The organism is Flavobacterium sp. UGB4466 (assembly GCF_903469665.1).
Classification (GTDB): domain Bacteria; phylum Bacteroidota; class Bacteroidia; order Flavobacteriales; family Flavobacteriaceae; genus Flavobacterium; species Flavobacterium lipolyticum.
Window position 1 is genome coordinate 17,482 of the sequence record NZ_CAGKLC010000029.1, and the last position, 22,911, is coordinate 40,392.

At 35.6% G+C, this 22,911-nt stretch carries 25 protein-coding genes and 1 tRNA gene; 15 read left to right on the forward strand and 11 right to left on the reverse strand.

Annotation, left to right across the window (positions count from 1 at the left end; all coding sequences use genetic code 11):
- Nucleotides 1–20: 20 nt before the first annotated feature.
- The 4 genes from lptB to JO950_RS09680 all read right to left on the reverse strand — a co-directional run bounded on the left by lptB (nucleotide 21) and on the right by JO950_RS09680 (nucleotide 3,102).
- Nucleotides 21–761 carry an LPS export ABC transporter ATP-binding protein gene (gene lptB, locus JO950_RS09665; protein WP_202702454.1) on the reverse strand — a complete coding sequence of 247 codons (741 nt, stop codon included), beginning with the start codon at nucleotides 759–761 and terminating at the stop codon, nucleotides 21–23.
- Between the two features lie 217 nt (nucleotides 762–978).
- On the reverse strand, nucleotides 979–1,329 hold the full coding sequence (locus JO950_RS09670; RefSeq protein WP_202702455.1) for a carboxymuconolactone decarboxylase family protein: 351 nt from the start codon (nucleotides 1,327–1,329) through the stop codon (nucleotides 979–981).
- Entirely contained in the window at nucleotides 1,322–2,137 is an 816-nt protein-coding gene (gene tatC, locus JO950_RS09675; protein WP_202702456.1) for a twin-arginine translocase subunit TatC, read from the reverse strand. Before tatC ends, JO950_RS09670 begins: the two co-directional genes overlap by 8 nt.
- The gene (locus JO950_RS09680) at nucleotides 2,137–3,102 is read right to left on the reverse strand and encodes an SIS domain-containing protein (RefSeq protein ID WP_202702457.1); all 966 of its coding nucleotides are present in this window, start codon (nucleotides 3,100–3,102) and stop codon (nucleotides 2,137–2,139) included. The genes tatC and JO950_RS09680 overlap by 1 nt, the downstream gene beginning before the upstream one ends.
- 87 nt (nucleotides 3,103–3,189) lie before the next feature.
- Between JO950_RS09680 and recQ the strand changes: the two genes are divergently transcribed.
- Genes recQ through JO950_RS09695 form a run of 3 tightly spaced genes read left to right on the forward strand, consistent with a single transcriptional unit; the run spans nucleotide 3,190 to nucleotide 6,576 of the window.
- Nucleotides 3,190–5,385: a DNA helicase RecQ gene (recQ, locus tag JO950_RS09685; RefSeq protein ID WP_202702458.1), complete on the forward strand. Its 2,196-nt coding sequence runs from the start codon at nucleotides 3,190–3,192 to the stop codon at nucleotides 5,383–5,385.
- 8 nt (nucleotides 5,386–5,393) lie between these two features.
- Nucleotides 5,394–6,152, forward strand: a complete 759-nt coding sequence (locus JO950_RS09690; RefSeq protein ID WP_202702459.1) for a hypothetical protein — start codon at nucleotides 5,394–5,396, stop codon at nucleotides 6,150–6,152.
- A gap of 4 nt (nucleotides 6,153–6,156) precedes the next feature.
- Nucleotides 6,157–6,576: a hypothetical protein gene (locus JO950_RS09695; RefSeq protein ID WP_202702460.1), complete on the forward strand. Its 420-nt coding sequence runs from the start codon at nucleotides 6,157–6,159 to the stop codon at nucleotides 6,574–6,576.
- Between the two features lie 111 nt (nucleotides 6,577–6,687).
- Here the strand turns inward: JO950_RS09695 and JO950_RS09700 are convergent, their stop codons facing one another.
- The gene (locus JO950_RS09700; protein WP_017494914.1) at nucleotides 6,688–6,927 is read right to left on the reverse strand and encodes a hypothetical protein; all 240 of its coding nucleotides are present in this window, start codon (nucleotides 6,925–6,927) and stop codon (nucleotides 6,688–6,690) included.
- Nucleotides 6,928–7,428: 501 nt separating this feature from the next.
- Between JO950_RS09700 and JO950_RS09705 the strand changes: the two genes are divergently transcribed.
- Entirely contained in the window at nucleotides 7,429–8,988 is a 1,560-nt protein-coding gene (locus JO950_RS09705; RefSeq protein ID WP_202702461.1) for an NAD(P)/FAD-dependent oxidoreductase, read from the forward strand.
- Nucleotides 8,989–9,258: 270 nt separating this feature from the next.
- Nucleotides 9,259–10,341, forward strand: a complete 1,083-nt coding sequence (locus tag JO950_RS09710) for a hypothetical protein (protein ID WP_202702462.1) — start codon at nucleotides 9,259–9,261, stop codon at nucleotides 10,339–10,341.
- An 87-nt stretch (nucleotides 10,342–10,428) separates the two neighbouring features.
- On the opposite strand, the gene JO950_RS09715 is transcribed toward JO950_RS09710, so the two are convergent.
- From JO950_RS09715 to msrB, 3 genes are all read right to left on the reverse strand, one after another.
- Nucleotides 10,429–11,388 (reverse strand): quinone oxidoreductase, encoded by a 960-nt coding sequence (locus JO950_RS09715; RefSeq protein ID WP_202702463.1) that lies wholly within the window; start codon nucleotides 11,386–11,388, stop codon nucleotides 10,429–10,431.
- Nucleotides 11,389–11,536: 148 nt separating this feature from the next.
- Nucleotides 11,537–12,154, reverse strand: a complete 618-nt coding sequence (msrA, locus tag JO950_RS09720) for a peptide-methionine (S)-S-oxide reductase MsrA (RefSeq protein WP_202702464.1) — start codon at nucleotides 12,152–12,154, stop codon at nucleotides 11,537–11,539.
- Between the two features lie 8 nt (nucleotides 12,155–12,162).
- A complete protein-coding gene (gene msrB / locus JO950_RS09725; RefSeq protein ID WP_202702465.1) occupies nucleotides 12,163–12,717 on the reverse strand; it encodes a peptide-methionine (R)-S-oxide reductase MsrB in 555 nt (184 codons plus the stop codon).
- Nucleotides 12,718–13,009: 292 nt separating this feature from the next.
- Here msrB and idi point away from each other — a divergent pair, with 292 nt between their 5' ends.
- The 6 genes from idi to JO950_RS09755 all read left to right on the forward strand — a co-directional run bounded on the left by idi (nucleotide 13,010) and on the right by JO950_RS09755 (nucleotide 15,754).
- Nucleotides 13,010–13,537, forward strand: a complete 528-nt coding sequence (idi, locus tag JO950_RS09730) for an isopentenyl-diphosphate Delta-isomerase (protein WP_202702466.1) — start codon at nucleotides 13,010–13,012, stop codon at nucleotides 13,535–13,537.
- Nucleotides 13,538–13,559: 22 nt separating this feature from the next.
- Nucleotides 13,560–13,973 (forward strand): 6-carboxytetrahydropterin synthase, encoded by a 414-nt coding sequence (locus JO950_RS09735; protein WP_017494907.1) that lies wholly within the window; start codon nucleotides 13,560–13,562, stop codon nucleotides 13,971–13,973.
- Nucleotides 13,974–14,432 (forward strand): peroxiredoxin, encoded by a 459-nt coding sequence (locus tag JO950_RS09740; RefSeq protein WP_202702467.1) that lies wholly within the window; start codon nucleotides 13,974–13,976, stop codon nucleotides 14,430–14,432.
- Between the two features lie 143 nt (nucleotides 14,433–14,575).
- Nucleotides 14,576–14,842 carry a hypothetical protein gene (locus tag JO950_RS09745; protein WP_202702468.1) on the forward strand — a complete coding sequence of 89 codons (267 nt, stop codon included), beginning with the start codon at nucleotides 14,576–14,578 and terminating at the stop codon, nucleotides 14,840–14,842.
- A gap of 78 nt (nucleotides 14,843–14,920) precedes the next feature.
- Nucleotides 14,921–14,994 (forward strand) — tRNA-Thr (locus JO950_RS09750).
- Nucleotides 14,995–15,295: 301 nt separating this feature from the next.
- Complete coding sequence (locus tag JO950_RS09755) at nucleotides 15,296–15,754, forward strand: hypothetical protein (RefSeq protein ID WP_202702469.1); 459 nt, start codon at nucleotides 15,296–15,298, stop codon at nucleotides 15,752–15,754.
- Between the two features lie 64 nt (nucleotides 15,755–15,818).
- Here JO950_RS09755 and JO950_RS09760 read toward each other — a convergent pair whose 3' ends face one another.
- The 3 genes from JO950_RS09760 to htpG all read right to left on the reverse strand — a co-directional run bounded on the left by JO950_RS09760 (nucleotide 15,819) and on the right by htpG (nucleotide 19,568).
- Nucleotides 15,819–16,535: a DUF4369 domain-containing protein gene (locus JO950_RS09760; RefSeq protein WP_202702470.1), complete on the reverse strand. Its 717-nt coding sequence runs from the start codon at nucleotides 16,533–16,535 to the stop codon at nucleotides 15,819–15,821.
- A gap of 131 nt (nucleotides 16,536–16,666) precedes the next feature.
- Complete coding sequence (locus JO950_RS09765; protein ID WP_202702471.1) at nucleotides 16,667–17,497, reverse strand: hypothetical protein; 831 nt, start codon at nucleotides 17,495–17,497, stop codon at nucleotides 16,667–16,669.
- A 187-nt stretch (nucleotides 17,498–17,684) separates the two neighbouring features.
- On the reverse strand, nucleotides 17,685–19,568 hold the full coding sequence (htpG, locus tag JO950_RS09770; RefSeq protein WP_202702472.1) for a molecular chaperone HtpG: 1,884 nt from the start codon (nucleotides 19,566–19,568) through the stop codon (nucleotides 17,685–17,687).
- A 204-nt stretch (nucleotides 19,569–19,772) separates the two neighbouring features.
- On the opposite strand from htpG, the gene JO950_RS09775 reads away from it, so the two are divergent.
- The 4 genes from JO950_RS09775 (at nucleotide 19,773) to JO950_RS09790 (ending at nucleotide 22,888) form a co-directional block, all read left to right on the forward strand.
- Nucleotides 19,773–20,276, forward strand: coding sequence for a lipocalin family protein (locus JO950_RS09775; RefSeq protein ID WP_026109809.1), 504 nt, complete (start codon nucleotides 19,773–19,775; stop codon nucleotides 20,274–20,276).
- Nucleotides 20,277–20,294: 18 nt separating this feature from the next.
- Nucleotides 20,295–20,990 (forward strand): OmpA family protein, encoded by a 696-nt coding sequence (locus JO950_RS09780; RefSeq protein WP_202702473.1) that lies wholly within the window; start codon nucleotides 20,295–20,297, stop codon nucleotides 20,988–20,990.
- A gap of 105 nt (nucleotides 20,991–21,095) precedes the next feature.
- Nucleotides 21,096–22,046, forward strand: a complete 951-nt coding sequence (locus tag JO950_RS09785; RefSeq protein ID WP_202702474.1) for an ABC transporter ATP-binding protein — start codon at nucleotides 21,096–21,098, stop codon at nucleotides 22,044–22,046.
- 113 nt (nucleotides 22,047–22,159) lie between these two features.
- Nucleotides 22,160–22,888 carry a hypothetical protein gene (locus tag JO950_RS09790; protein WP_202702475.1) on the forward strand — a complete coding sequence of 243 codons (729 nt, stop codon included), beginning with the start codon at nucleotides 22,160–22,162 and terminating at the stop codon, nucleotides 22,886–22,888.
- Nucleotides 22,889–22,911: the final 23 nt, after the last annotated feature.

Below are 22,911 nucleotides of genomic sequence, written 5' to 3' on the forward strand. Positions count from 1 at the left end.
TACCATTCACATATAACTTCTTAAAATTCAAGTTTCTTTTTACGAAGTTCAAAATTTTGTCCCAGATAAACACGACGAACCATTTCGTCTTCCACTAATTCTTCCGGAATTCCGGCTTTTAAAATTCCACCTTCAAACATTAAGTATGTTTTATCGGTGATGGCTAAAGTTTCCTGAACGTTGTGGTCGGTAATTAAAATTCCGATGTTTTTATTTTTCAACTGTGCTACAATTCTCTGAATGTCTTCAACCGCAACCGGGTCAACTCCTGCAAAAGGTTCATCCAGTAAAATGAATTTTGGATCGGTTGCCAGAGCACGTGCAATCTCAGTACGACGACGTTCTCCTCCTGAAAGTAAATCTCCACGGTTGGTACGAATGTGTTCTAAGCTGAATTCTTCAATTAAACTTTCCATTTTGGCGATCTGCGCTTCTTTCGATAGCTTAGTCAATTGTAAAACACTTAGAATATTGTCTTCAATGCTTAATTTTCTAAAAACAGAAGCTTCCTGTGCTAAATAGCCAATTCCTTGTTGAGCACGTTTGTACATAGGATAATCGGTAATATTCAGATCGTCCAGATAAATGTTCCCTGAATTAGGTTTAACCAATCCTACAATCATGTAAAACGAAGTCGTTTTTCCGGCACCGTTAGGTCCCAAAAGACCTACAATTTCTCCTTGATTAACTTCAACGGAAATTCCTTTTACAACACTGCGTCCTTTATAGGTTTTTATTAAATTATCGGCTCTTAATTTCATTTTTTTTAATTAGATAATTTGGAAATTAGATAATTAGATAATTAAAACTAACTCAATTCAATTTATAAATTTGATGAGACAAATTAAAAGTAAAATAATCAATCAGATAAATGAATTAACAAATTATTGCATTTTCAAAAGGATCTAATTGAATAGGTGCAAAATAAATAATTAGAGCATTTGAAAAAATTATCACATTATCAAATTGCCACATTTTCTAATTATCTTTTTCTTCTAAAGCTTCCCAAAATTCGTATGCTCTTCTCAAATGTGGAATTACGATGGTTCCGCCAACTAAAGTTGCGATCCCCATAGCTTCCATCATTTCTTCTTTCGTAACGCCTTCTTTATGGCTGGTTTCAAGATGGTATTTTACACAATCATCACAACGCAAAACGGCTGAGGCTACTAATCCTAAAAGCTCTTTTGTTTTAACATCAAGAGCTCCGGGCGCATAAGCATTTGTATCAAGATTGAAAATCCTTTTTACAATTTTATTATTGTCAGCCAGCAATTTTTCGTTCATTTTAGAACGGTAATCATTAAATTCTTTTATGATATCAGACATTTTCTTTCATTTTATTTCGATAAACAATCTTAGAAATCAGGATGCTCACTTCGTAGATAAGCAACATTGGTATCGCTACTATAGTTTGACTCACTACGTCAGGAGGTGTTACAATCGCCGCGATAATCAAGATGATAATGACTGCGTATTTCCAGTACTTTCTTAAGAATTCAGGGGTTACTAATCCTAATTTGGTTAAAAAGTAAATGGCAATTGGCAGTTCAAAAAAGATAGCGCTTCCCAGTATACTTGTTTTCACCATTCCCATATAAGAGTCTAATGTGAATTGATTTTTTACAACATCACTCACAGAAAAAGTGGCAACGAAATTTACTGACATTGGGATCACGACGAAATATCCAAACAGTACCCCTAAAAAGAAAAGTAAAGAGGAGGTGAAAATAAATACTTTGGCATTTTTTCGCTCTTTTTCATATAAAGCGGGACTGATAAACTTCCAGATTTCCCATAAAATATAAGGGAAACTCAAAATAAAACCGGCTAAAAGACACATCCATACAAAGATATTTACCTGACCTTCCATTTCTGTATTTTGGATAATGAAATTCAGCTGTGTGATACAGATGCTGTCGGCAAAGCCTAGTTGGTGTGATAAATCACAGAACCAAACATAAGTAAAAAAAGTAGGTCGGGTTGGACCAAGAATGATTTTATCAAATAAATAGTCACTTATAAAATAGGTCACAAATGCCATTATCATAGTGGCAATTGTACTTCTAACCAATAACCATCTTAATTCTTCAAGATGATCCAGAAATGACATCTCGCCAAGGTTTTTTTTTGCCATTATACGATTCCTTCTTTTAAAATGTCATGTAAATGTAGTACACCTTTGTACTCTCCATTGTCAGCAACAATAAGCTGTGTTATCGAAAAATCTTCTAAGATATTCAAAGCGTCAACCGCCATTGTTTCAGAAGACACTACTTTAGGATTTTTAGACATAATATCTTTTGCAGTTAAATCAGCGATAGTATCTACGTCATTTAGCATTCTTCGGATGTCTCCGTCAGTAATGATTCCGATAATTTTATCATTTTCGATTACCGCAGTTACACCCAGTCTTTTTTCAGAGATCTCAAAAATCGCTTTTTTGATTGAGGTATCAGGAGTAACCATTGGTTTTAACGAATGCTCAATCATGTCTTTAACACGAAGTAATAGTTTTTTTCCTAAAGCTCCGCCAGGATGATAAACCGCAAAATCTTCAGGTTTAAAATCGCGCATTTCCATCAAACAAACTGCTAAGGCATCTCCCATAACAAGTTGAGCAGTGGTACTGCTGGTTGGTGCCAGATTGATTGGGCAGGCTTCTGTTTCTACAGTTGTGTCTAATACATAGTCAGAGCCTTTAGCTAAAAATGAAGTTACATTTCCTGTCATTCCAATCAGGATGTTTCCGAAACGTTTTAACAGAGGAACCAGCACTTTTATTTCAGGACTGTTTCCGCTTTTTGAAATACAGATTACGATGTCTTCATTTTGAAGCATTCCCAGATCACCATGAATGGCTTCTGAGGCATGTAGGAACATAGAAGGTGTGCCGGTTGAGTTAAAAGTAGCGACCATTTTTTGAGCAATAATGGCGCTTTTTCCGATGCCTGTAACGATCAATCGGCCTTTAGTTTCGTAAATGCGTTGGACAGCTTCGTAGAAATTTTCGTCCAGAAAATCAATTAGCTTTGTAATTGCTTCACTTTCAGATAGTATGGTTTTTTTGGCGATCGCCAATATATTTTCTTTTGTGATCAAAACAGAATATTTAAAATTTGTATGTATAAAAGAAAGTTGTATCTTTATGTGTTGCAAATTTATACAAAATATCCATTAATATAAAGAATGAATTCAAACGAAATTGAAATACACAAGGAATTAAAGAAGTATTTCGGCTTTAGCCAATTTAAGGGCTTGCAGGAGCAAGTCATTACGAGTATTTTAGAGAAGAAGAATACTTTTGTAATTATGCCAACTGGCGGTGGAAAGTCTCTTTGTTATCAATTACCCGCTTTAATTCAGGATGGAACGGCCATAGTTGTTTCTCCTTTGATTGCTTTGATGAAAAATCAGGTTGATGCTATTCGAAGCCTTTCGTCAGAAAACGGAATTGCCCATGTGTTAAATTCCTCTCTCACCAAAACAGAAATTGCCCAGGTTAAAAAAGACATTACTTCAGGTTTGACTAAACTTTTGTATGTAGCGCCTGAATCGTTGACAAAAGAAGAGTATGTGGCTTTTTTACAAAGCGTATCCATTTCCTTTGTAGCGATTGATGAAGCGCACTGTATTTCAGAGTGGGGTCATGATTTCAGGCCGGAATACCGTAATCTGAAAAATATAATCAAACAATTAGGAAAAGTACCCATTATTGGACTTACCGCCACTGCAACCCCAAAAGTTCAGGAGGATATATTGAAAAATCTTGAAATGGCCGATGCAAATACTTTCAAAGCGTCGTTCAACAGACCGAACTTGTACTACGAAGTTCGAACAAAAACAAAAAATATAGAGTCGGATATTATTCGATTTATTAAACAACATAAAGGCAAATCCGGAATTATTTACTGCCTAAGCCGTAAAAAAGTAGAGTCTATTGCCGAAGTTTTACAAGTTAACGGGATCAGTGCTGTGCCGTATCATGCAGGTTTAGATGCTAAAACCCGTGCCAAACATCAGGATATGTTTCTGATGGAAGATGTTGATGTGGTTGTGGCAACTATTGCATTCGGAATGGGGATTGACAAACCGGACGTTCGGTTTGTAATTCATCATGATATTCCAAAATCACTGGAGAGTTATTATCAGGAAACAGGTCGTGCTGGTCGTGACGGAGGAGAGGGACATTGTCTGGCGTACTATTCCTATAAAGATGTGGAGAAGTTGGAGAAATTCATGTCCGGGAAGCCAGTAGCAGAACAAGAGATTGGATTTGCTCTTTTGCAGGAAGTAGTAGCGTATGCCGAAACTTCAATGTCACGCAGAAAGTTTCTATTGCATTATTTTGGTGAAGAATTCGACAGCGAGACCGGAGAAGGCGCAGATATGGACGACAACGTTCGTAATCCTAAAACAAGAATTGAAGCCAAAGAGCAGGTTGTTAAATTGTTGGAAATTGTTCGGGATACCAAGCATATTTATAAGTCAAAAGAAATTGTGTTTACCTTAATTGGCCGTGTAAATGCTGTAATTAAAGCACACAAAACAGATGCCCAATCGTTTTTTGGGTCGGGTTCTGACCACGATGAGAAATATTGGATGGCCTTGCTTCGACAAGTTTTGGTAGCAGGTTATCTGTCAAAAGATATTGAAACTTATGGTGTAGTGAAAATCACAAAAGAAGGTTTGAACTTCATTAAAAAACCGGTTTCATTTATGATGTCTGAAGATCATGAATACAGTGAATCTGAAGATGAAGCAATTGTAACTGCAGGAAAATCGTCAGGAACAGCCGATGAAGTCTTAATGGGCATGCTGCGCGAATTGCGTAAAAAAGTAGCTAAGAAATTAGGAGTTCCTCCGTTTGTTGTTTTTCAGGACCCTTCACTTGAAGATATGGCTCTGAAATACCCAATCACTTTAACGGAGCTATTTAATATTCATGGTGTAGGTGAGGGGAAAGCTAAAAAATATGGTGGTGATTTCGTTTCTTTAATCAGCAGATATGTTGAGGATAATGATATCATTCGCCCGGATGATTTAGTAGTCAAATCTACAGGAGTCAACTCCGCTAATAAATTATATATCATTCAAAACATCGACAGAAAATTGCCGCTAAGTGATATCGCTTCTGCAAAAGGACTTTCGATGGACGCTTTGATCAAAGAAATGGAACAAATCGTTTATTCGGGTACCAAGCTAAATATCAAATACTGGGTTGATGACATGCTGGATGACGATCAGCAGGAAGAAATTCACGATTATTTCATGGAATCGGAATCGGATAAAATCGAGGATGCTCTTAAAGAATTCGATGGTGACTATGATATTGATGAGTTGCGTTTGATGAGAATTAAGTTTATTAGTGAGGTTGCAAACTAGGTTGTTTTATGAAGTTTTTAAAAGCTATTTTTATTTTTGTCGTATTGATATCTACCAAATCGTTTGCAACTGCTCAGGTTTCAGATTGTTTGATTATTGATAAAGATACATTGCGAATTCAGTCAAATCCATTAGAAGAATATTTCAAGATACATCCTATTCCTGAAAATTTAATAACTACCGTCTCTAGTGCAAATTGGAGAGGTTATATCGCCTATTTTAAGTTTTTGGAAGGAAAACTGGTTGTTGAAAATATATATAAGGAGGATTACAAGAAGAATAGTAAAGGCGAAAGCGATTTTTTCTTGACTTCTATTTATAAAGCTATTTTTGGTGAAAACAAAAATTTTGAATGTAACTTTTATTCTGGTCTTCTAATTTGTCCTTCAGGAAAAATGTTGCAGTATGTTCATATGGGATATAGTTCTATATTTGAAAATTATACTTTGATAGAACTAAAAGATGGAGTAAACGTAAAATCTAAAAAATTAACCGCCGAAGAATTTGTGGATTTTAAAAAGAAATATTTTAAATATTATAAAAAGACTGACGAATACAAACAAAAAGCAAAAGAATTTAAAGAAATCACGGTTGAAAGTGATAAGGTTTTAAACAAATTGACACTTGAAAACTCAAATAGTAATAATAAAGAAAATAAATATTTAAAGCAAAAAGAAGCTGATTACAAAGCCGATAAGAAAGTGGAATCTTTTATGTTTATTTTTTCAAACGATTATATGAAAACAATTGAAATCCCTCTAAACTAATTATATGAAAAAAACATCATTTTTATTTACATCACTTGGTCTTCTGCTATTGGCGATGTTAATTTTTAGTTTTTCGACAGAAAGTAAAGAACAAGATTCTAGATTAATTGGAGTCTGGAAAGGTTTTGAAGTTGAAAAACAGATTGAAGGCATAGAAAAGCACTGGATACAACAAAGATTTGAAAACGGTACCTATGTGATTATGTTTACTACAAAAGAGGATTGCCAAATAGAAACTTTTACTGAAAAAGGGAAATGGTGGACAGAAAAAGGAAAATTTTATGAATTGTCTTCGAGTGCAAAAAATCCAGAAGTGTATAGTTATGAAATAAAGAATGATGAAGTAGTAGAATTTAAAAGCATAAAACTTTCAGGAGAGAAAAAGGATACCTATATATTTAGCGATTATAAAATTAATTTCTAATTGCTGTAAAATAAAAAAAAACTCAAGATATAAATTCCAAATTCCAAGCTGGTTAAGCAATTGGAATTTGGAATTTATTTTTATTGGAATTTCATCCCAAAAATTAGAATTTTATCCTTCAAATACTTCCCCCCGATGCGGCTTCAAAGCATCTCTTACGGGAATCATATTTTCATCGGTAACGACCATAAAAGCGATCGCATGCATATCGTTTATTATTGAAAACCCCGTAATGTTCAACGGAAGTTTTTCGATGGCGATATATTCTTTTAAGTGAATTTCATGATGTTCAGCTGTTTTAGCAGAAGCCGGCCCACGGAAATCCCAAATTAGTTTTATTTTTCTGGACATTATTTATAGGTGCAAAGTTTCAAAGAGGCAAAGGTACAAAGGTTAGTTTGAAAATTCACTTTGAAATTGTCTTATTGTCCGTTCGAGCGAAGTCGAGACCCCTTATCAGTCCAAGCGGAGTCGAGACCCCTTGTCAGTTCGAGCGAAGTCGAGACCCCTTGTCCGTTCGAGCGGAGACGAGAACCTTTGTCGGTTCGAGCGAAGACGAGAACCCTTGTCAGTTCGAGCGAAGTCGAGAACCTTTGTCGGTCCAAGCGAAGTCGAGACCCTTTGTCAGTTCGAGCGAAGTCGAGAACCTTTGTCGGTCCAAGCGAAGTCAAGACCCCTTGTCCGTTCGAGCGAAGTCGAGAACCTTTGCTACATTTTGACTTCACTCAATGTAAAAGAACGTTATCATCCTAGTTCAGATAAAATTTTCAATTGATGTATTTTCATTTCAAAATAGTACTTTTGCATGTTCTTTTCATAGAAAGAAAAGCTAATTTGAATAAATAAAATACAATGCCAAGAGAACTTTTACTTCAGGTAACACCGGAAATAGCAGCAAACGAATTGTTGTTGAAAGACCATTTGTCTAAACAAATAAAAGTTTCTCCCAAAGAAATTCAACACGTTTCGATTTTGAAACGATCTATTGATGCGCGTCAAAAAGCGATCAAAATCAATTTAAAAGTTATTATCTATTTGCAGGGCGAACCTTTTCAGGAAACTAAAATAGAATTGCCTGTATATAAGGATGTTTCGTCTGCACAGGAAGTAATTGTAGTTGGAGCAGGTCCGGCAGGGCTTTTTGCGGCACTTCAATTAATAGAGTTAGGTTTAAAACCAATTGTACTGGAGCGCGGAAAGGATGTACGTGGACGTCGTCGTGATTTAAAAGCAATAAATCGTGAACATATCGTTAACGAAGATTCTAATTATTGTTTTGGTGAAGGTGGAGCAGGAACCTATTCAGATGGGAAATTATACACACGTTCTAAAAAGCGTGGAGATGTAACCCGAATCTTAGAATTGCTTGTTGCTTTTGGAGCTTCTGAAGACATTTTGATAGAAGCGCATCCACACATCGGAACCAATAAATTGCCAAAAATTATTGAAGATATTCGAAATAAAATCATAGAGTTTGGTGGTCAGGTTTTATTTGATACACGCGTTACTGATATTTTGGTAAAGAATAATGAAGTTGAAGGTGTCGTTACTCAAAACGGCGACAAGATTTTGGCCAATAAATTAATCCTGGCGACAGGACATTCGGCACGTGATATTTTTGAGTTATTAGACAAAAAGAAAATTTTTATAGAAGCAAAACCATTTGCTTTAGGAGTTCGTGCAGAACATTCACAGCAATTAATTGACAGTATTCAGTACAGTTGTGATTATCGAGGAGAGCATCTGCCTCCGGCACCATACTCTATTGTAAAACAGGTCAACGGTCGCGGAATGTACTCGTTTTGCATGTGCCCGGGTGGTGTAATTGCACCTTGTGCAACGAGCCCGGGTGAGGTGGTTACTAATGGTTGGTCACCTTCGAAACGAGATCAGGTTACGGCAAATTCAGGAATTGTAATCGAATTAAAGTTGGAAGATTTTAAGCCTTTTGCAAAGTTTGGAGCTTTGGCCGGAATGGAATTTCAAAAAAGTATCGAACAAAAAGCATGGCATTTGGCAGGGCAGACTCAAAAGGTTCCTGCTCAGCGAATGATCGACTTTACACAGAATAAAGTTTCAGCTGATATTTCGAAAACTTCTTACGTTCCCGGAACAACATCGGTTGAGATGGGGCAGGTTTTTCCGGGATTTTTGTCGCAAATTTTACGTGAAGGCTTTAAAGAATTTGGAAAATCAATGCGCGGTTATTTAACCAATGAAGCAATTTTGCATGCTCCGGAAAGCCGCACGTCATCACCAGTTCGAATCCCTAGAGATCCTATGACTTATGAGCATTTGCAAATTAAAGGCTTGTACCCGTGTGGAGAAGGTGCCGGATATGCCGGAGGTATTATTTCTGCAGCCATTGATGGAGAAAAATGCGCTTTAATGATTGCTGAGGCTTTAAAATAGAATGTTTTTTATGTGTTTTAACACGTTCGGTATAATTAGCAAAAAAATGATTTAACACATAGTCCCGAAGCATCGGGATATGTGTAAAAAGAGAACTAAAAAAGAAATACATTTCTTTCACAGAGAAGGCTATGCCTATTTAAATAAAGTGAAACGCCTTTTTTATAGATATAGTGTTTATGTTTCTATGTGTTAAAATTAATTCACCCAAGGGGTTAAAAGTAGTATGTTTGTAAAACCTGTTTTTAACTTTATACTATAGTATTTTTTATGAAAAACTTCTTTTCTAACTTCTTTGGAAGAAATAACAATCCGGAATCAATCGTTTCTTTTGATGTTCTGGATTCTATCTATACTTATCTGCAAAATGAGTCAAGTCGAGTGGATTTTAAAATGAAAGGAATTCACGACACAGTTTCTGCAACGATGTATTCTTTTCCGGATTCATTTGATCATGAAGAAGGCAGGGCTGAAATAAAAAAGAGCGGATTTAAAAATTCACATGAAGTTTTAAACGAATTGTATAAAAAGGTGAATATTGCTCCACTTTCTGATGATGAAATGCTGGAGGAACCTGTTTGCAATTATCTTCATATTGAGTTTTACTCGGAGCCTTCATTAGAGATGAAAAAACATTTGAAGCACGTTTTGCAAAATTTTATTATCTTCTTTTGTTGTACCAATAGTATGGAGACGAATGATTTTAGGCTGCTGTATTCAAACAGTTATTTTTATGACTATACTAAAGGATTTTTGGAAGCCGAACCAATTGATATCGAAGCGCCAAAGAATCAACTTCAGGAAATAGGTTTTAATGATTTCAAAACAGTACTTCAGGGAATTTGCGAATACATGGGCATCGAGTTGGCACCAACAGTTATTCGTCCTTCTGCCGAAAGTTTAATGCCGGATGAGGTTTCAGTCGGGCATTTTAGAGAGTTTTTGCAATTGCTTTCTCGAGGAGATATGGAAGAAGAGTTATTGAAAGATCAGTCTCAGACGCTTTTTGATAACTTTGGATTGGAGGAAGAGGATGAAGAATATGATTACGAATTCGACTTTTTTGAAGGAATAAATTCCTGGCACAGCGACTGGAAATTTGATCCGGAAGATGCTGAATATTTCATCTCAGAAATGATTGGTGAAGATTTTACTTTTGAATATCCTGAAGAAACGTACAGTCATGATTTGTTTCCGTATATTCAAGAGGAATTGGCAAAACAAGATTTAGAATTAATGAGTTACGATACGCAAGGTGATAGTTATTTGTTTTTTGTAGCTAACAAAAAGGATGTAACCCGACTATTAGAATTGTCCGAAATAACCGAAATGGGAATTGACAGGTTGATTTAAGAGGAATCTTTAGGGGTTTGCGTTAAAAAAAATGCTACGAATTCACGAATTTTATTTTAAATGATTCGTGAATTCGTGGCAAAAAAATTAAGGAATCAGAATAATTTTTCCGGTGCTTTTTCGGCTTTCGAGATAATCGTGGGCTAGTTTTCCTTCTGATAATTTGAAAGAAGTTGGTTCGGAAAGTTTGATTTTTCCGTCAGAAATCCAGTGGAACAATTGCATTGCTCTTTTGATTCTTTCTTCTTTGGAATTTAAATAGCTCCATAAATCTCCCCCGGTTAAAGTTTTAGAACCGTCCATTAACATTCTCGGGTCTACCGGTTCCGGATCACCGCCTGCCATTCCGAAGAAAACAACTTGTCCACATTCTTTCGTAACTTCAAAACTCTCAGTTAAAGTGCTTCCGATACTGTCATAAACAACATCGACGCCTTTTGGAGTCATTTCGAAGACTTGCGATTTCCAGTTTTCGTTGTAAAGGAAAACACGATCAGCACCTTGTTCAAATGCTACTTTTGCTTTTTCTGAAGATGAAGTCAAGCCAATTACTTTTGCGCCTAAAAGTTTGCTGATTTGTGTTAGAATTTGTCCAACTCCCCCGGCTACAGCGTGAATCAATACTGTTTCATCTTTTACGGTTTTGTGACTGTCGGTCGCTAAGTAATGCGCTGTTAAACCTTGTAGTAAAACAGCTGCTGCAGTTTCAAAAGAAATCGTATCGGGTAAAGGTAAAACGTGGTTGATGTTTACCGCGACTAATTCTGCATTTGCAAAAGGAACATCGGCGAAAGCTACGCGATCACCAACTTTGTATTCGGGATGATTGTTAGGGTCTGTTACAATTCCGGCACCTTCGTAACCGGCAATAAAAGGAGGGGTTCCTTTTAAATGATAGTTCCCTTTTCGTCTGTAAACATCGGCAAAGTTTAATCCGATGGCTTTCATTTCGACTAAAATCTCATCGTTTTTTAATTGTGGATTCGGAATTTCAATGTATTCCAAAACATCAGAATTTCCGAAAGAAGAAAAGGTAAGTGCTTTCATTTTTACATTATTTTGAGAATACAAATTACGGTAAAATTAGTTTGCAGTTTTAAAAGAGTTCTTAAAGATGTGTTTTGGGGAGAAAAGGTAATAAAAAAACCGTCCACGAGAGTGAACGGCAACTTGTATTAACCTTTATAAACAAGTATTATTTCTTTTTGAGTTTGTCTTTAAAAACCTTTTCAAATTTTTCTATTTTGGGCTGAATGACCATTTTGCAATAGGGTTGGTTCTTATTGTTAGCATAATAATTTTGATGATAATCCTCAGCTTTGTAAAAAACTTTAAAGGGTTCTATTTTTGTTACAATAGGGCTGCTGTAGACTTTTGCTTTGTTCAGTTCGGTAATAATACTTTCTGCGGCCTTTTTTTGTTCGTCATTTTTGTAAAAAATAACAGATCGATATTGCGTACCAACATCTGCCCCTTGTCTGTTTAAGGTTGTTGGATCGTGAACGGTAAAGAAAACTTTGAAAATTTCATTGATATCCGTAACGCTTTTATCGTAAGTAATCTGGACTACTTCGGCATGCCCCGTTGTTCCTGTGCAAACCTCTTCATAGGTTGGATTAGCGACTTTTCCTCCTGAAAAACCGGAGACTACAGATTTTACCCCTGCCAGATTTTCATAAACGGCTTCAACGCACCAATAACAGCCACCTCCAAGTGTAATTGTTTCCAGATTTGAGGAGCTTTTTGTTTTGCTGTTTTGTGCAAATCCATTTATGGACAATGCAAATAGACTAATTAAGAATAAGTTCTTCATTTTTAGTTTTATTTAGTATCGGGAATAAAGTCAAGTGCAATCGAATTCATGCAGTAGCGTTTTCCGGTTGGTGGAGGTCCGTCATCAAATAAATGACCTAAGTGTCCGCCACAACGTTCGCATAGTGCTTCAATTCTTTCCATACCAAGGGAGTTGTCATTTTTGTAAACAACACTTTTTTTGTTGTCTTGTTCGAAGAAACTAGGCCATCCGCAGCTGCTGGCAAATTTAGCTCCCGAGCGAAAAAGTTTATTGCCGCAGGAAGCGCAATAATAAGTTCCTTTTTCATCTGTTTTCCAGTATTTTCCGGTGAAAGGTCTTTCGGTGTCCGCTTCGCGCATTACAGCATAAACATCTTCAGGGAGTACTTTTTTCCATTCGGCATTGCTGACGTTGAGTTTAGTTGTGTCGGTATTGGAATAATAAGGATTTCCGGGCTTGCTGATTTTGTTTTCCATGGCCGTCGTTGTTGTATTTTGTTTTTTTGCATTTTGCCCGCATGCTTGTAGTATAAAGAGCGGAATTAAAAAGCAAAGGCTGAGAAATTGAGTTTTTGTTTTCATTGTTAGGAATGCTTTAATTCTGTATTTCAAAGATACGGCTAGATTTCGCCTGGAAATGTCGCGTAGTTTACAATTCAGATTTTTTTAAGTATGTTTTAACTTTTATTATTTACGTAAAACAAAGGAATTCAGTTTTAAGGCTTGTATTTAAAGAGTTTTGAAGATTAATTGGTTTGTATTTTGTTGATAGCTAGTTTTTTGTGTGATTCTAAGCTCGTTAAACTTTTCACAATCTCTTTCAGGATTTTCAAGCCATTTCTTTTTTCGTATTTTTGTTTGATCAATAAGCCCTATGATAGAAGAAAAAGTAATACTAGTAAACCAACAGGATGAACAAATTGGCTTAATGCCAAAATTGGAAGCACATGAAAAAGCGATGTTGCATCGTGCTTTTTCGGTTTTTGTCTTAAATGATAAGAATGAAATAATGTTACAACAACGTGCTCATCAAAAATATCACTCACCTTTACTTTGGACAAATACATGCTGTAGTCATCAGCGTGAAGGAGAGACAAATGTCCAGGCCGGAAGCAGGAGACTTTTTGAGGAAATGGGGTTTAAGACAGATTTAAAGGAACTCTTTCACTTTATTTATAAAGCTCCTTTTGATAATGGCTTGACAGAACACGAGCTCGATCACGTTATGATTGGATATTTTAATGATGATCCGGCGATCAATACAGATGAAGTGGAGGATTGGAAATGGATGAAAATAGAAGATGTAAAAGAAGATATTCAACAACAGCCCGAAATTTATACCGTATGGTTTAAAATAATATTTGATGAATTTTATCATTATTTAGAAGACCATAAACTTTAAACTAAACCAACCACCAACCAAAATGAAAGTAACCATATCTAGAAAAGCACATTTTAATGCTGCACATCGATTGTACAGGAAAGATTGGACATTTGAAAAGAATGATGCCGTTTTTGGAAAATGCAATAACCCCAATTTTCATGGTCATAATTATGGTTTAACAGTAAGTGTTACAGGAAAAATTGACCCCGAAACCGGTTTTGTTCTGGATGTGAAAGTATTAGCGGATATCATACGTGAAGAAGTAGAGATTCCGTTCGATCACAAAAACCTGAATCTGGATGTTCCGGAATTTCAGGATTTGAATCCAACAGCGGAGCATATTGCTGTTGTGATATGGAATAAAATTAAAAAGAGAATTCAACCCGATTTTGATTTAGAAATTGTTTTGAATGAAACCGACCGCAATTTTGTAACTTATAAAGGAGAAGAATAAATGTCATTAAAAATAGGAGATATAGTTCCGAATTTTACTGCTAAAGATAATCATGGAGAAGTTTTCGAAAGCCAAAGTGTTTTGGGACGAAAGCCGCTCGTGATTTATTTTTACCCAAAAGACAATACACCGGGATGTACGACAGAAGCTTGTAGTTTTAGAGATCAATACGAAGATTTCAAGGACTTGGGCGCTGAAGTTATTGGTATAAGCAGTGATACTGTAAAGTCGCATCATAAATTTGCCAACAAACATCAATTGCCTTTTATACTATTGTCTGATCAGGATAAAAAATTACGACATCTTTTTGGGGTGCGTAACACACTATTTGGCCTTTTGCCGGGAAGAGTTACTTATATTATCGATAAGAATGGAGTAGTTATTCTGATTTTTGATAGTATGAATGCGGCAAAACATATTCAGAAAGCAATGGAAACGATTAAAGAGCTAGTATTGTAGAGTAGAAAAGGTACTCGTTTCAAGCTGAGATAAATGCATTTCTTTTAAATGGAAATGCTTCAATTTTAGAAATTTACATTTCATAGCGCGTAATAAAAAGATTATATGTACTTTTGCAGTCGCAAATTTAAATTAAAATAAAAATGGCAAACGTTAAAAACTTAAAGAAAGACATCAATTTCGTATTAGGAGATATTATTGAGGCAATTTACTTATTTGAAATGTCAACAACAGGAAATCCTACTCCTGAAACGAACGCTTTGGTTGATCAGGCTATCGCTGCATTTGATACTTTGATCACAAAAGTAAACGCTAAGAATGTTGAAAACAAAAAAGCGCACTTCAAGCAAATCAATATCGAATTGGAAGAAACTGCTAATCAATTGATTGCTAAAATCAACGAATTGTAAGCAAAAAAAAGCATAAAAAAGTGCAGATTTATTTTGGAAAAACGAAAAACCGACTTATATTTGCACCCGTAATGAGACGCCAGCGTAGCTCAGTTGGCTAGAGCAGCTGATTTGTAATCAGCAGGTCGTGGGTTCGAGTCCCTCCGCCGGCTCAACGTGAAACCATCACTTTTTAGTGGTGGTTTTTTTTTGCTCTTAAGTGAAATTAATAGAGATTCGAGTTTTTGTGAAATGAATCTGCATATGGTTTTTTGACCGCAAAGAGCGCAAGGTTTTACGCAAAGTACGCCGGTGTAGTATTGGAAGCGTCTATAAGAAATCTGTGCGAAACTCGCTGGGAATTAAACGAAATACCCTGGAAGCTGTCTTTTTTGTATCTGACCTATTTTTGATGGAGGTGTTTGTAATGCTATTTTTCTTATGTTTGTTACTTAACCAAAAAACATATTAATAATGGAAGAAACATCAGTTTTTGAAAAATTTGAATTGCAGCTTGACCAAACTGCTAAAGACTTTTTAAAGGAAACCGCCAAATGGGCTTATTTCCTGTCTATTTTAGGATTCGTAGGAATTGGGTTGATGGTTTTAATTGCCGTTTTTGCAGGAACTATTTTTTCGGCTATGGGAAATAGCATGTCGGGAATGGGAGGTCTTGGAGGCTCTTTTGGAGCGTTAATGGGATTTGTCTATGTTTTTATTGCGGCGATCTATTTCTTTCCGGTTTATTATTTGTACAAGTTTGCTGTAAATACAAAGAGAGCTTTTAGAGAGAATGATTCAGAGTTGTTGACCAGTTCTCTGGGGTATCTTAAATCACACTATAAATTCATCGGTATTTTCATGCTGGCTATTCTTGCTTTATACGGACTTGTATTTGTATTTGGAATTTTGGGTGCTCTGCTTGGAAGATAGGGGGGGAGATGAAATTTGATATAAAAAAAATGTCCTGAATAGTCAGGACATTTTTTGTTGGATTTTATTTTTGTTGCTCTTTCTTGATGTCGGAAACGTATTTTGTTAGTTTTTTACCGTATAATGAATTGGCTACTTTTGGCGTCATTGATTTCTGAATCGTGTCCAAAAACTTAACATTGATATCGTAAATCTCAGCTAAAGCAATGTAAGGAGCGATTTCGTGATCTTTGTTGTTTAGGGCAAAGTTAGTAGCGTATAAATACTTTCTTTTGATGTTAGATTCCTGTTTGGTGTTAATACTGTCAATGGCTTTCTGGTCTTGTCTTTTTACAGCCTTAAATCTCGATTCTACCATAGCAAGGCTTTCTTCATTAAAACGGGAATTTATCTTTTTATACTCATCGTACAATTCCTGATTTTTAGATCCGGTAATTTTTGCACCATAAATAAAATTATCGAGGTTCGTGTCGATGTTGATGTTCCCAGGTTCTGCGAAAAACATAACATTGTTGTCTAGTGAATTGGTTACTCCGCGATCCAGGAATAAATATAACATTTCAGGAGATTCCAGTTTTATGTTTGTTTCAAATGCAGAATTTCCGTCTATTTTAATGCTGTCAATAGCAACAAGTGATGTGTCAACGATTCTTTGAATATATAAAGTTCCGTTTTTTAATCCTTTTATGTTTCCTGTAAGGTGCAAACCGTCAGTTGATTCTTTTTTGCTGCAGGATGCCAATAGGGCAAGAGTAACAAAAGCAATAATTGATTTTTTCATTGGTTTTTTAGATTTTGCTGCAAAATAAAGAAAATAGTTTGAATGTACTGTGGTGGCATTCAAATTTTGCCAAAAAATAAATCCCAATCTATTTCTAAATTGGGATTTGATCTTTTTAGGAATAAAGAGTATTACATGGAGAGATTAAATGTAGTTCCGTTTTCGTTTGTGTAAGTGAATTTTTTGTCGCAATCATTATTGCCATAATCAACCACTCCGTTTAGTAAGTTGCCCTGAATTTTTAGTTTTCCTTTGGAAATAAAATCGCAAGTATATTTTTTAATTAATGATTCCTGAACGGTTAAGGTTAATACGGCTCCGTTTGAGCTGGTGATGGTGTGGTTTCCTTCAGTCATTTCATATGTATTGTCTTCCAGAACGTAAGGAGTATCGACACCTGCAGTTTGTTTTACAGTCCAGTTTCCTGAGTTAAGATAAACTCTGCCTTCTAAATCAGTGAACTTTCCGTTGGTCACTTTTCGGCTCCATTGTGGTACAGTTGCCACAGTTGTTGTGTTGGTGTATTCTATTGTTCCTTCCAGTTTTATGCCGTTAAAAGAATAGTCGATTCTTTCGATGGTTATTTTACTTCCGGTAGTAATTATCGGTCCTGAAAGCGTGATTTTTAATTTCCCTTTTCTGTTGATCAGATTGTCAGTGCATCCGGTTCCGTAATCAACTGTGAAAACTTTCGGATAAGAGGTTGGGCTTTGTTGTGTAATTGTAATTGCGCCACAGATTCCCGGTGTTGTCTCGTTTGATTTTGCTGAGGAAGTGTTTTTTGTTGTAACGATTAACCCGGTTTTGATGTCCATATCGTTAATGGCATCGATGGTAAGAGAAGCTCCAACTGACGTGACATCAGATTCAGGTTGTTTTTTTGTGTCATCATTGCCAGAGCAGGAAAATTGTGTTAGTGCTGTTGTACAAATGGTTAGGAGTAAAAACACTGTTTTTTTCATAGTAGTTTTTGTTTTTTGATTAGATTAAAAGGCGATCAAATGTAACGAAAAAAATGAAATACAATAAAAAAATCCGCTTGGATTCAGTGGGGCTTAATTGAAGCTTGTTTTTCTAAAAATAAAAAGCCCCGCAAGTTTACTTGCAGGGCCTAAATTCTAATTTTGAAAACTTCTCTTGCTAAAAGTTTTATTTAATCATTTCAAAACTTCTTTTTACGAAAGCGGTTAAAGCTTCTCCTTTTAATAAGTTTTGTGACAATTTTGCTAAGTCTAAAGCTTGTTTTACCAAGTGTTCCTGATGTGTTTTGTCTTCTGTGTTCAGGATGCTTGACGCTAAGTCTGAATTGGTATTTACAATCAAATTGTACATTTCCGGCATATTGCCCATTCCGAACATTCCGCCACCACCTGACTGACTCATTTCTTTCATTCTTCGCATGAATTCAGGTTGGGTGATGATAAATGGAGCCGCCTGACTGTCCATTGCTTCCAGTTGTACAGAGTATGCTTTAGGGATGTAAGTTTCTAAAGATGTTTTTAAAGTTTCTTTTTCTTCATCTGACAATTTAGAAATGGTGTTTTCTTCTTTCTTGATTAAATTATCAATGTGATCAGAGTCTACACGTACAAAAGTTAAATCACTATTGTCACTTTCAATTTTTTGAATTAAGTGTGAGATAATAGGTGAATCTAAGAGTAATACTTCATATCCTTTTTCTTTTGCTGTTTCAATATAAGAATGCTGTGCATCTTTGTTTCCGGCATAAAGGACGATCAGTTTCCCGTCTTTGTCAGTTTGATTTTCTTTTAATTTTTCTTTTAATTCTTCCAGAGTAAAGTAGGTATCATCAACTGTTGGGTACAACACAAACGCACCGGCTTTTTCGTAGAATTTATCTTCAGAAAGCATTCCGTATTCTAAAACGATTTTAATGTCGTTCCATTTTTGTTCAAAATCAGCACGATTTTCATTGAACAAAGCTTTTAGTTTATCAGCTACTTTACGAGTGATATAGTTTGAGATCTTTTTAACAGCGCCATCAGCTTGTAATCCTGAACGGGAAACGTTTAATGGAATATCCGGAGAATCAATAACACCTTTTAACATCGTTAAAAATTCAGGTACAATTCCTTCTACATTATCTGTAACGTAAACCTGGTTTTGGTACAATTGAATTTTGTCTTTTTGAATCTGCATGTCCGAACCTAACTTAGGGAAGTACAAAATTCCGGTTAGGTTAAAAGGGTAGTCTACATTTAAGTGAATGTTGAACAACGGCTCCTCAAACTGCATTGGATATAATTCTCTGTAAAAGTTTTTGTAGTCTTCGTCAGATAATTCAGTTGGTTGTTTCGTCCATGCCGGATTTGGATTGTTGATGATGTTGTCGATTTCAACCGTTTCATTGACATAATCTTCAGGAGCATCTTCCGGTTTTGGAAGTGTTTCTGTTCTGGTTCCAAATTTAATTGGCACAGGCATAAACTTGTTGTACTTGTTCAATAATCCACTGATTTTTGAATCTTCTAAAAATTCAAGAGAATCTTCAGCAATGTGCAGGATGATTTCAGTACCACGTGAAGTTTTATCAGCAGGTTCTAAAGTAAACTCAGGGCTACCGTCACATGTCCAGTGAGCTGCAGGTTCATCTTTGTATGATTTTGTAATGATTTCTACTTTTTCTGCAACCATAAAAGCGGAATAAAAACCAAGACCAAAGTGACCAATAATTCCTGAATCTTTAGCAGAATCTTTGTATTTGTCAAGGAATTCTTCAGCTCCTGAAAAAGCAACCTGATTGATGTATTTTTCCACTTCGTCAGCAGTCATTCCAAGACCCTGATCGATAATGTGGATTTTTTTTCCTTCTTTATCTACTTTGATTTCGATAACCGGATTTCCGTATTCTACTTTAGCTTCGCCAATACTAATAAGATGTTTTAGTTTTAAAGTAGCGTCAGTTCCGTTGGAAACAAGCTCACGTAAGAAAATTTCGTGATCGCTGTATAAGAATTTTTTGATTAAGGGAAAGATGTTTTCTACCGAAACATTAATTTTACCTGTTGTCATATTTTTTTATTTTTTAGTTTAATGTGATGATTTTCATTTCTTCAAATAGAATACCAATTGTTTTTTGGGTGACAAAATGGCGCAAGTGTTAATTTTGAAAGAAAATAATTAGATTCTGAAACCCGAGATATCCCTATGAATTGTATCTTTGTGGTATAATAATTGTTAAACGTGTCAGTATTAACTCTAAAAAAAATGTACGAAATGAAGAAAATTATTTTCATTTGCATGATGGCCGCGATGTTTTTTGCGTGTAAATCAGCTTCGTCTACAACAGCTTCAAATGGAGCACCCACACTATCGACTAAACTTGACAGACCTACTCAGGTAGCTATTAAAGGAAATTGGGTTTTAACCAATGTTTCTTATCCTGGTTCTGAATATATCAAGGTAAATTCTTTTGATCTTGCAGATTCTAAATGCTTCATCGGAAGTACGTGGAATTTCATTTCAAATAACAACAAAGGGTCAATGGCTTTGACAGCAGCAAGCTGCACCGGATTTAATTCACCAATTGTTTGGAGTGTTAATAATCAGGGAATGTTTGTTCTTAAAATTTTGGATGCTGGGATAAAAGCTAAAAAGGTAAGAGATGGATACCTATTAAAAGTTGCAGGTTTGACTGATAATTCATTTCAGTTGATCGATAACATTAACGTAGGTGGACAAACAAAAGATGTAGTGTACCAATTTCAAAGAGCCAATTAAAAATAAAAATATAAAAAGATGAGAAAGATAACCGTTTTAAGTTTGAGTTGTTTGCTAGTAGTAGCAAGTTTTTTTACAAGCTGCGATTCAGTAAAAAATGCAAATAACACACAAAAAGGTGCCGGAATTGGAGTAGTTGCGGGTGGTATCATAGGTGCTGTTTTAGGAAATAACCTAGGAAAAGGTGGAAATGCTGCTTTGGGAGCTGCAATTGGAGCTGCTGTAGGTGGAGGAACTGGTGCTCTTATTGGAAACAAAATGGACAAACAAGCCCGTGAAATTGATCAGGCTTTACCAGGTGCAAACGTAGAAAGAGTAGGAGAAGGAATTCACTTAACTTTAAATGAAAATGCAGTACGTTTTGATACTAATAAATCTTCTTTGACGCCTCAGGCTAAAGCAAATTTAGATAAACTGGTACCGGTATTTAACGAGTATGGAGATACTGATATTCAAATTTTTGGATATACTGATAATACAGGAAGACCGGAATACAATTTGACACTTTCAGGACAAAGAGCTGCTTCGGTACAGGCTTATTTAGTTTCAAAAGGATTAAAATCAAGCCGTTTCAAAACTTCAGGCTTAGGTATTGTTGATCCAATTGCGACAAACGACACACCGGAAGGAAGAGCACAAAACCGTCGTGTAGAGTTTTCTATCACTGCAAACGACAAAATGGTAAATGATGCTAAAGCTCAGGCTGGAAAATAGTTTCAATCTACAATAAAATTTCTTAAAAGCTGTTTCATAAATTGAAGCAGCTTTTTTTGACTTTAGAAATTAAACATTGTAAATTTGAACTTTCAAATATAACCCATGCTCGACATTCAAAATATCTCTTTTTCGTACACCGAAAACCCTGTTATAAAAAACGTTTCTTTTACCATAAATAAAGGTGAGAATATTGCCATTATTGGGGAAAGCGGCTGCGGAAAAAGTACACTTTTAAAACTTATGTACGGTTTGTACAACCTGGATGAAGGCAAGATTTTTTATAATGAAAAACCTGTTTTGGGACCAAAGTACAATTTGATTCCCGGAATGCCATTCATGAAATATCTGGCTCAGGATTTTGATTTGTCTCCTTATGAAACAGTTGCGGAAAATGTTGGGAAGTTTCTTTCGAATGGTTTTGCAAACATGAAAAAACTGCGTGTTCAGGAATTATTGGAGATGGTAGAAATGGAGCAGTTTTCAAACGTGAAAGCTAAATTTTTGAGTGGGGGTCAACAGCAGAGAGTGGCGCTGGTGCGAGTTTTGGCTTTAGAACCCGAAGTGATTTTATTGGATGAGCCGTTCAGTCAAATTGATGCTTTCAGAAAAAATGCATTGCGCCGAAATTTATTTCGCTATTTGAAGCAAAAAGGAATTACCTGCATTATTGCTACACACGATAGTACGGATGCTTTGTCATTTGCTGATGAAGCGATTGTAATGCGTAACGGAGAGGTCCTCATTAAAGACAACCCAACAAAAATTTATGAAGACCCTGAAACGAAATATGTAGCCTCACTTTTTGGAGAGGTCAACGAAGTTCCTACTCATGTTTTGGTTCCTTACGAAGATCAAATGCATAAAACTCTAGTTTATCCACATCAGTTTAAAATGGTTACAGAGTCTAATTTACCGGTAAAAATCAGAAGAACTTATTTTAGAGGGAATCACTATCTCATCGAAACGGTTTATAAAAGACAATTAATCTTTTTTGAAAGTGAAATTGACCTGCCTCTCGAACAGGAAATATTTTTAGGTTTGAATTATCTATAAATAACGCGAAAAGAGATTTTTAAGCGTTTCCGTTTAGTTTTTTTGTAGCGGGCACATAAAAAAGTAGGAAAATTCATTTATATTAAAGATATTTGCTCTTTAATACTTTTCTTATGATCTTTGACAAAAGAGATGATAACTCTAAAATAGAAAGAATTAGTTATCTAAGGCTCCGAAAAGCGATTGGAGTTTTGGCCGGTTTTTTACCATTGACGTTTATAACGGCTTCTTTATTGAGTCGACCAGATTATTTAACTCTTCAGGTGTCTTTTAGTGCATATTACTACACAAACTTAAGAGATATATTTACTTGTAGTCTCAGTGTACTGGCGCTTTTTTTAATTACTTACAAAGGATTTGGAAGTTCTGTATGGTGGAAATTCTGGAAAAATGACAATTTTCTTTCTAATCTTGCAGGGATTGCATTTCTTTTAGTAGCGCTATTTCCTACTAATCCGACTCATGGCAAAATAAAGATTTATTCTCTTATTCCAGCTGATTTACCGTTTTTAAGTCAGATACACAATTATCTCGCTGTAATAGCTTTTACTTGCCTGGCTATGATTTCTATTTTTGTATTTACGATAGGACAGAAGGAAAATAAAAACATTCCCATTCATTTTTTAAATGAGAATTACCTCTATATTGTATGCGGGTTATTGATGGCTTTAAGTTTTATTGTTTTGTTGCCATTATTGCAGCATTGGCATGTAAAGCAGGCTACGCTTATCAGTGAAACATGTGCATTTATTAACTTTAGTATTTCATGGTTGGTGAAGGGCCGGGTAATGGGGTCTAAAGGCAGACTTGGAAGAATAGTATACCGCGAGAATAATCAATAACCGAATAATTTGTAAAGGGGACT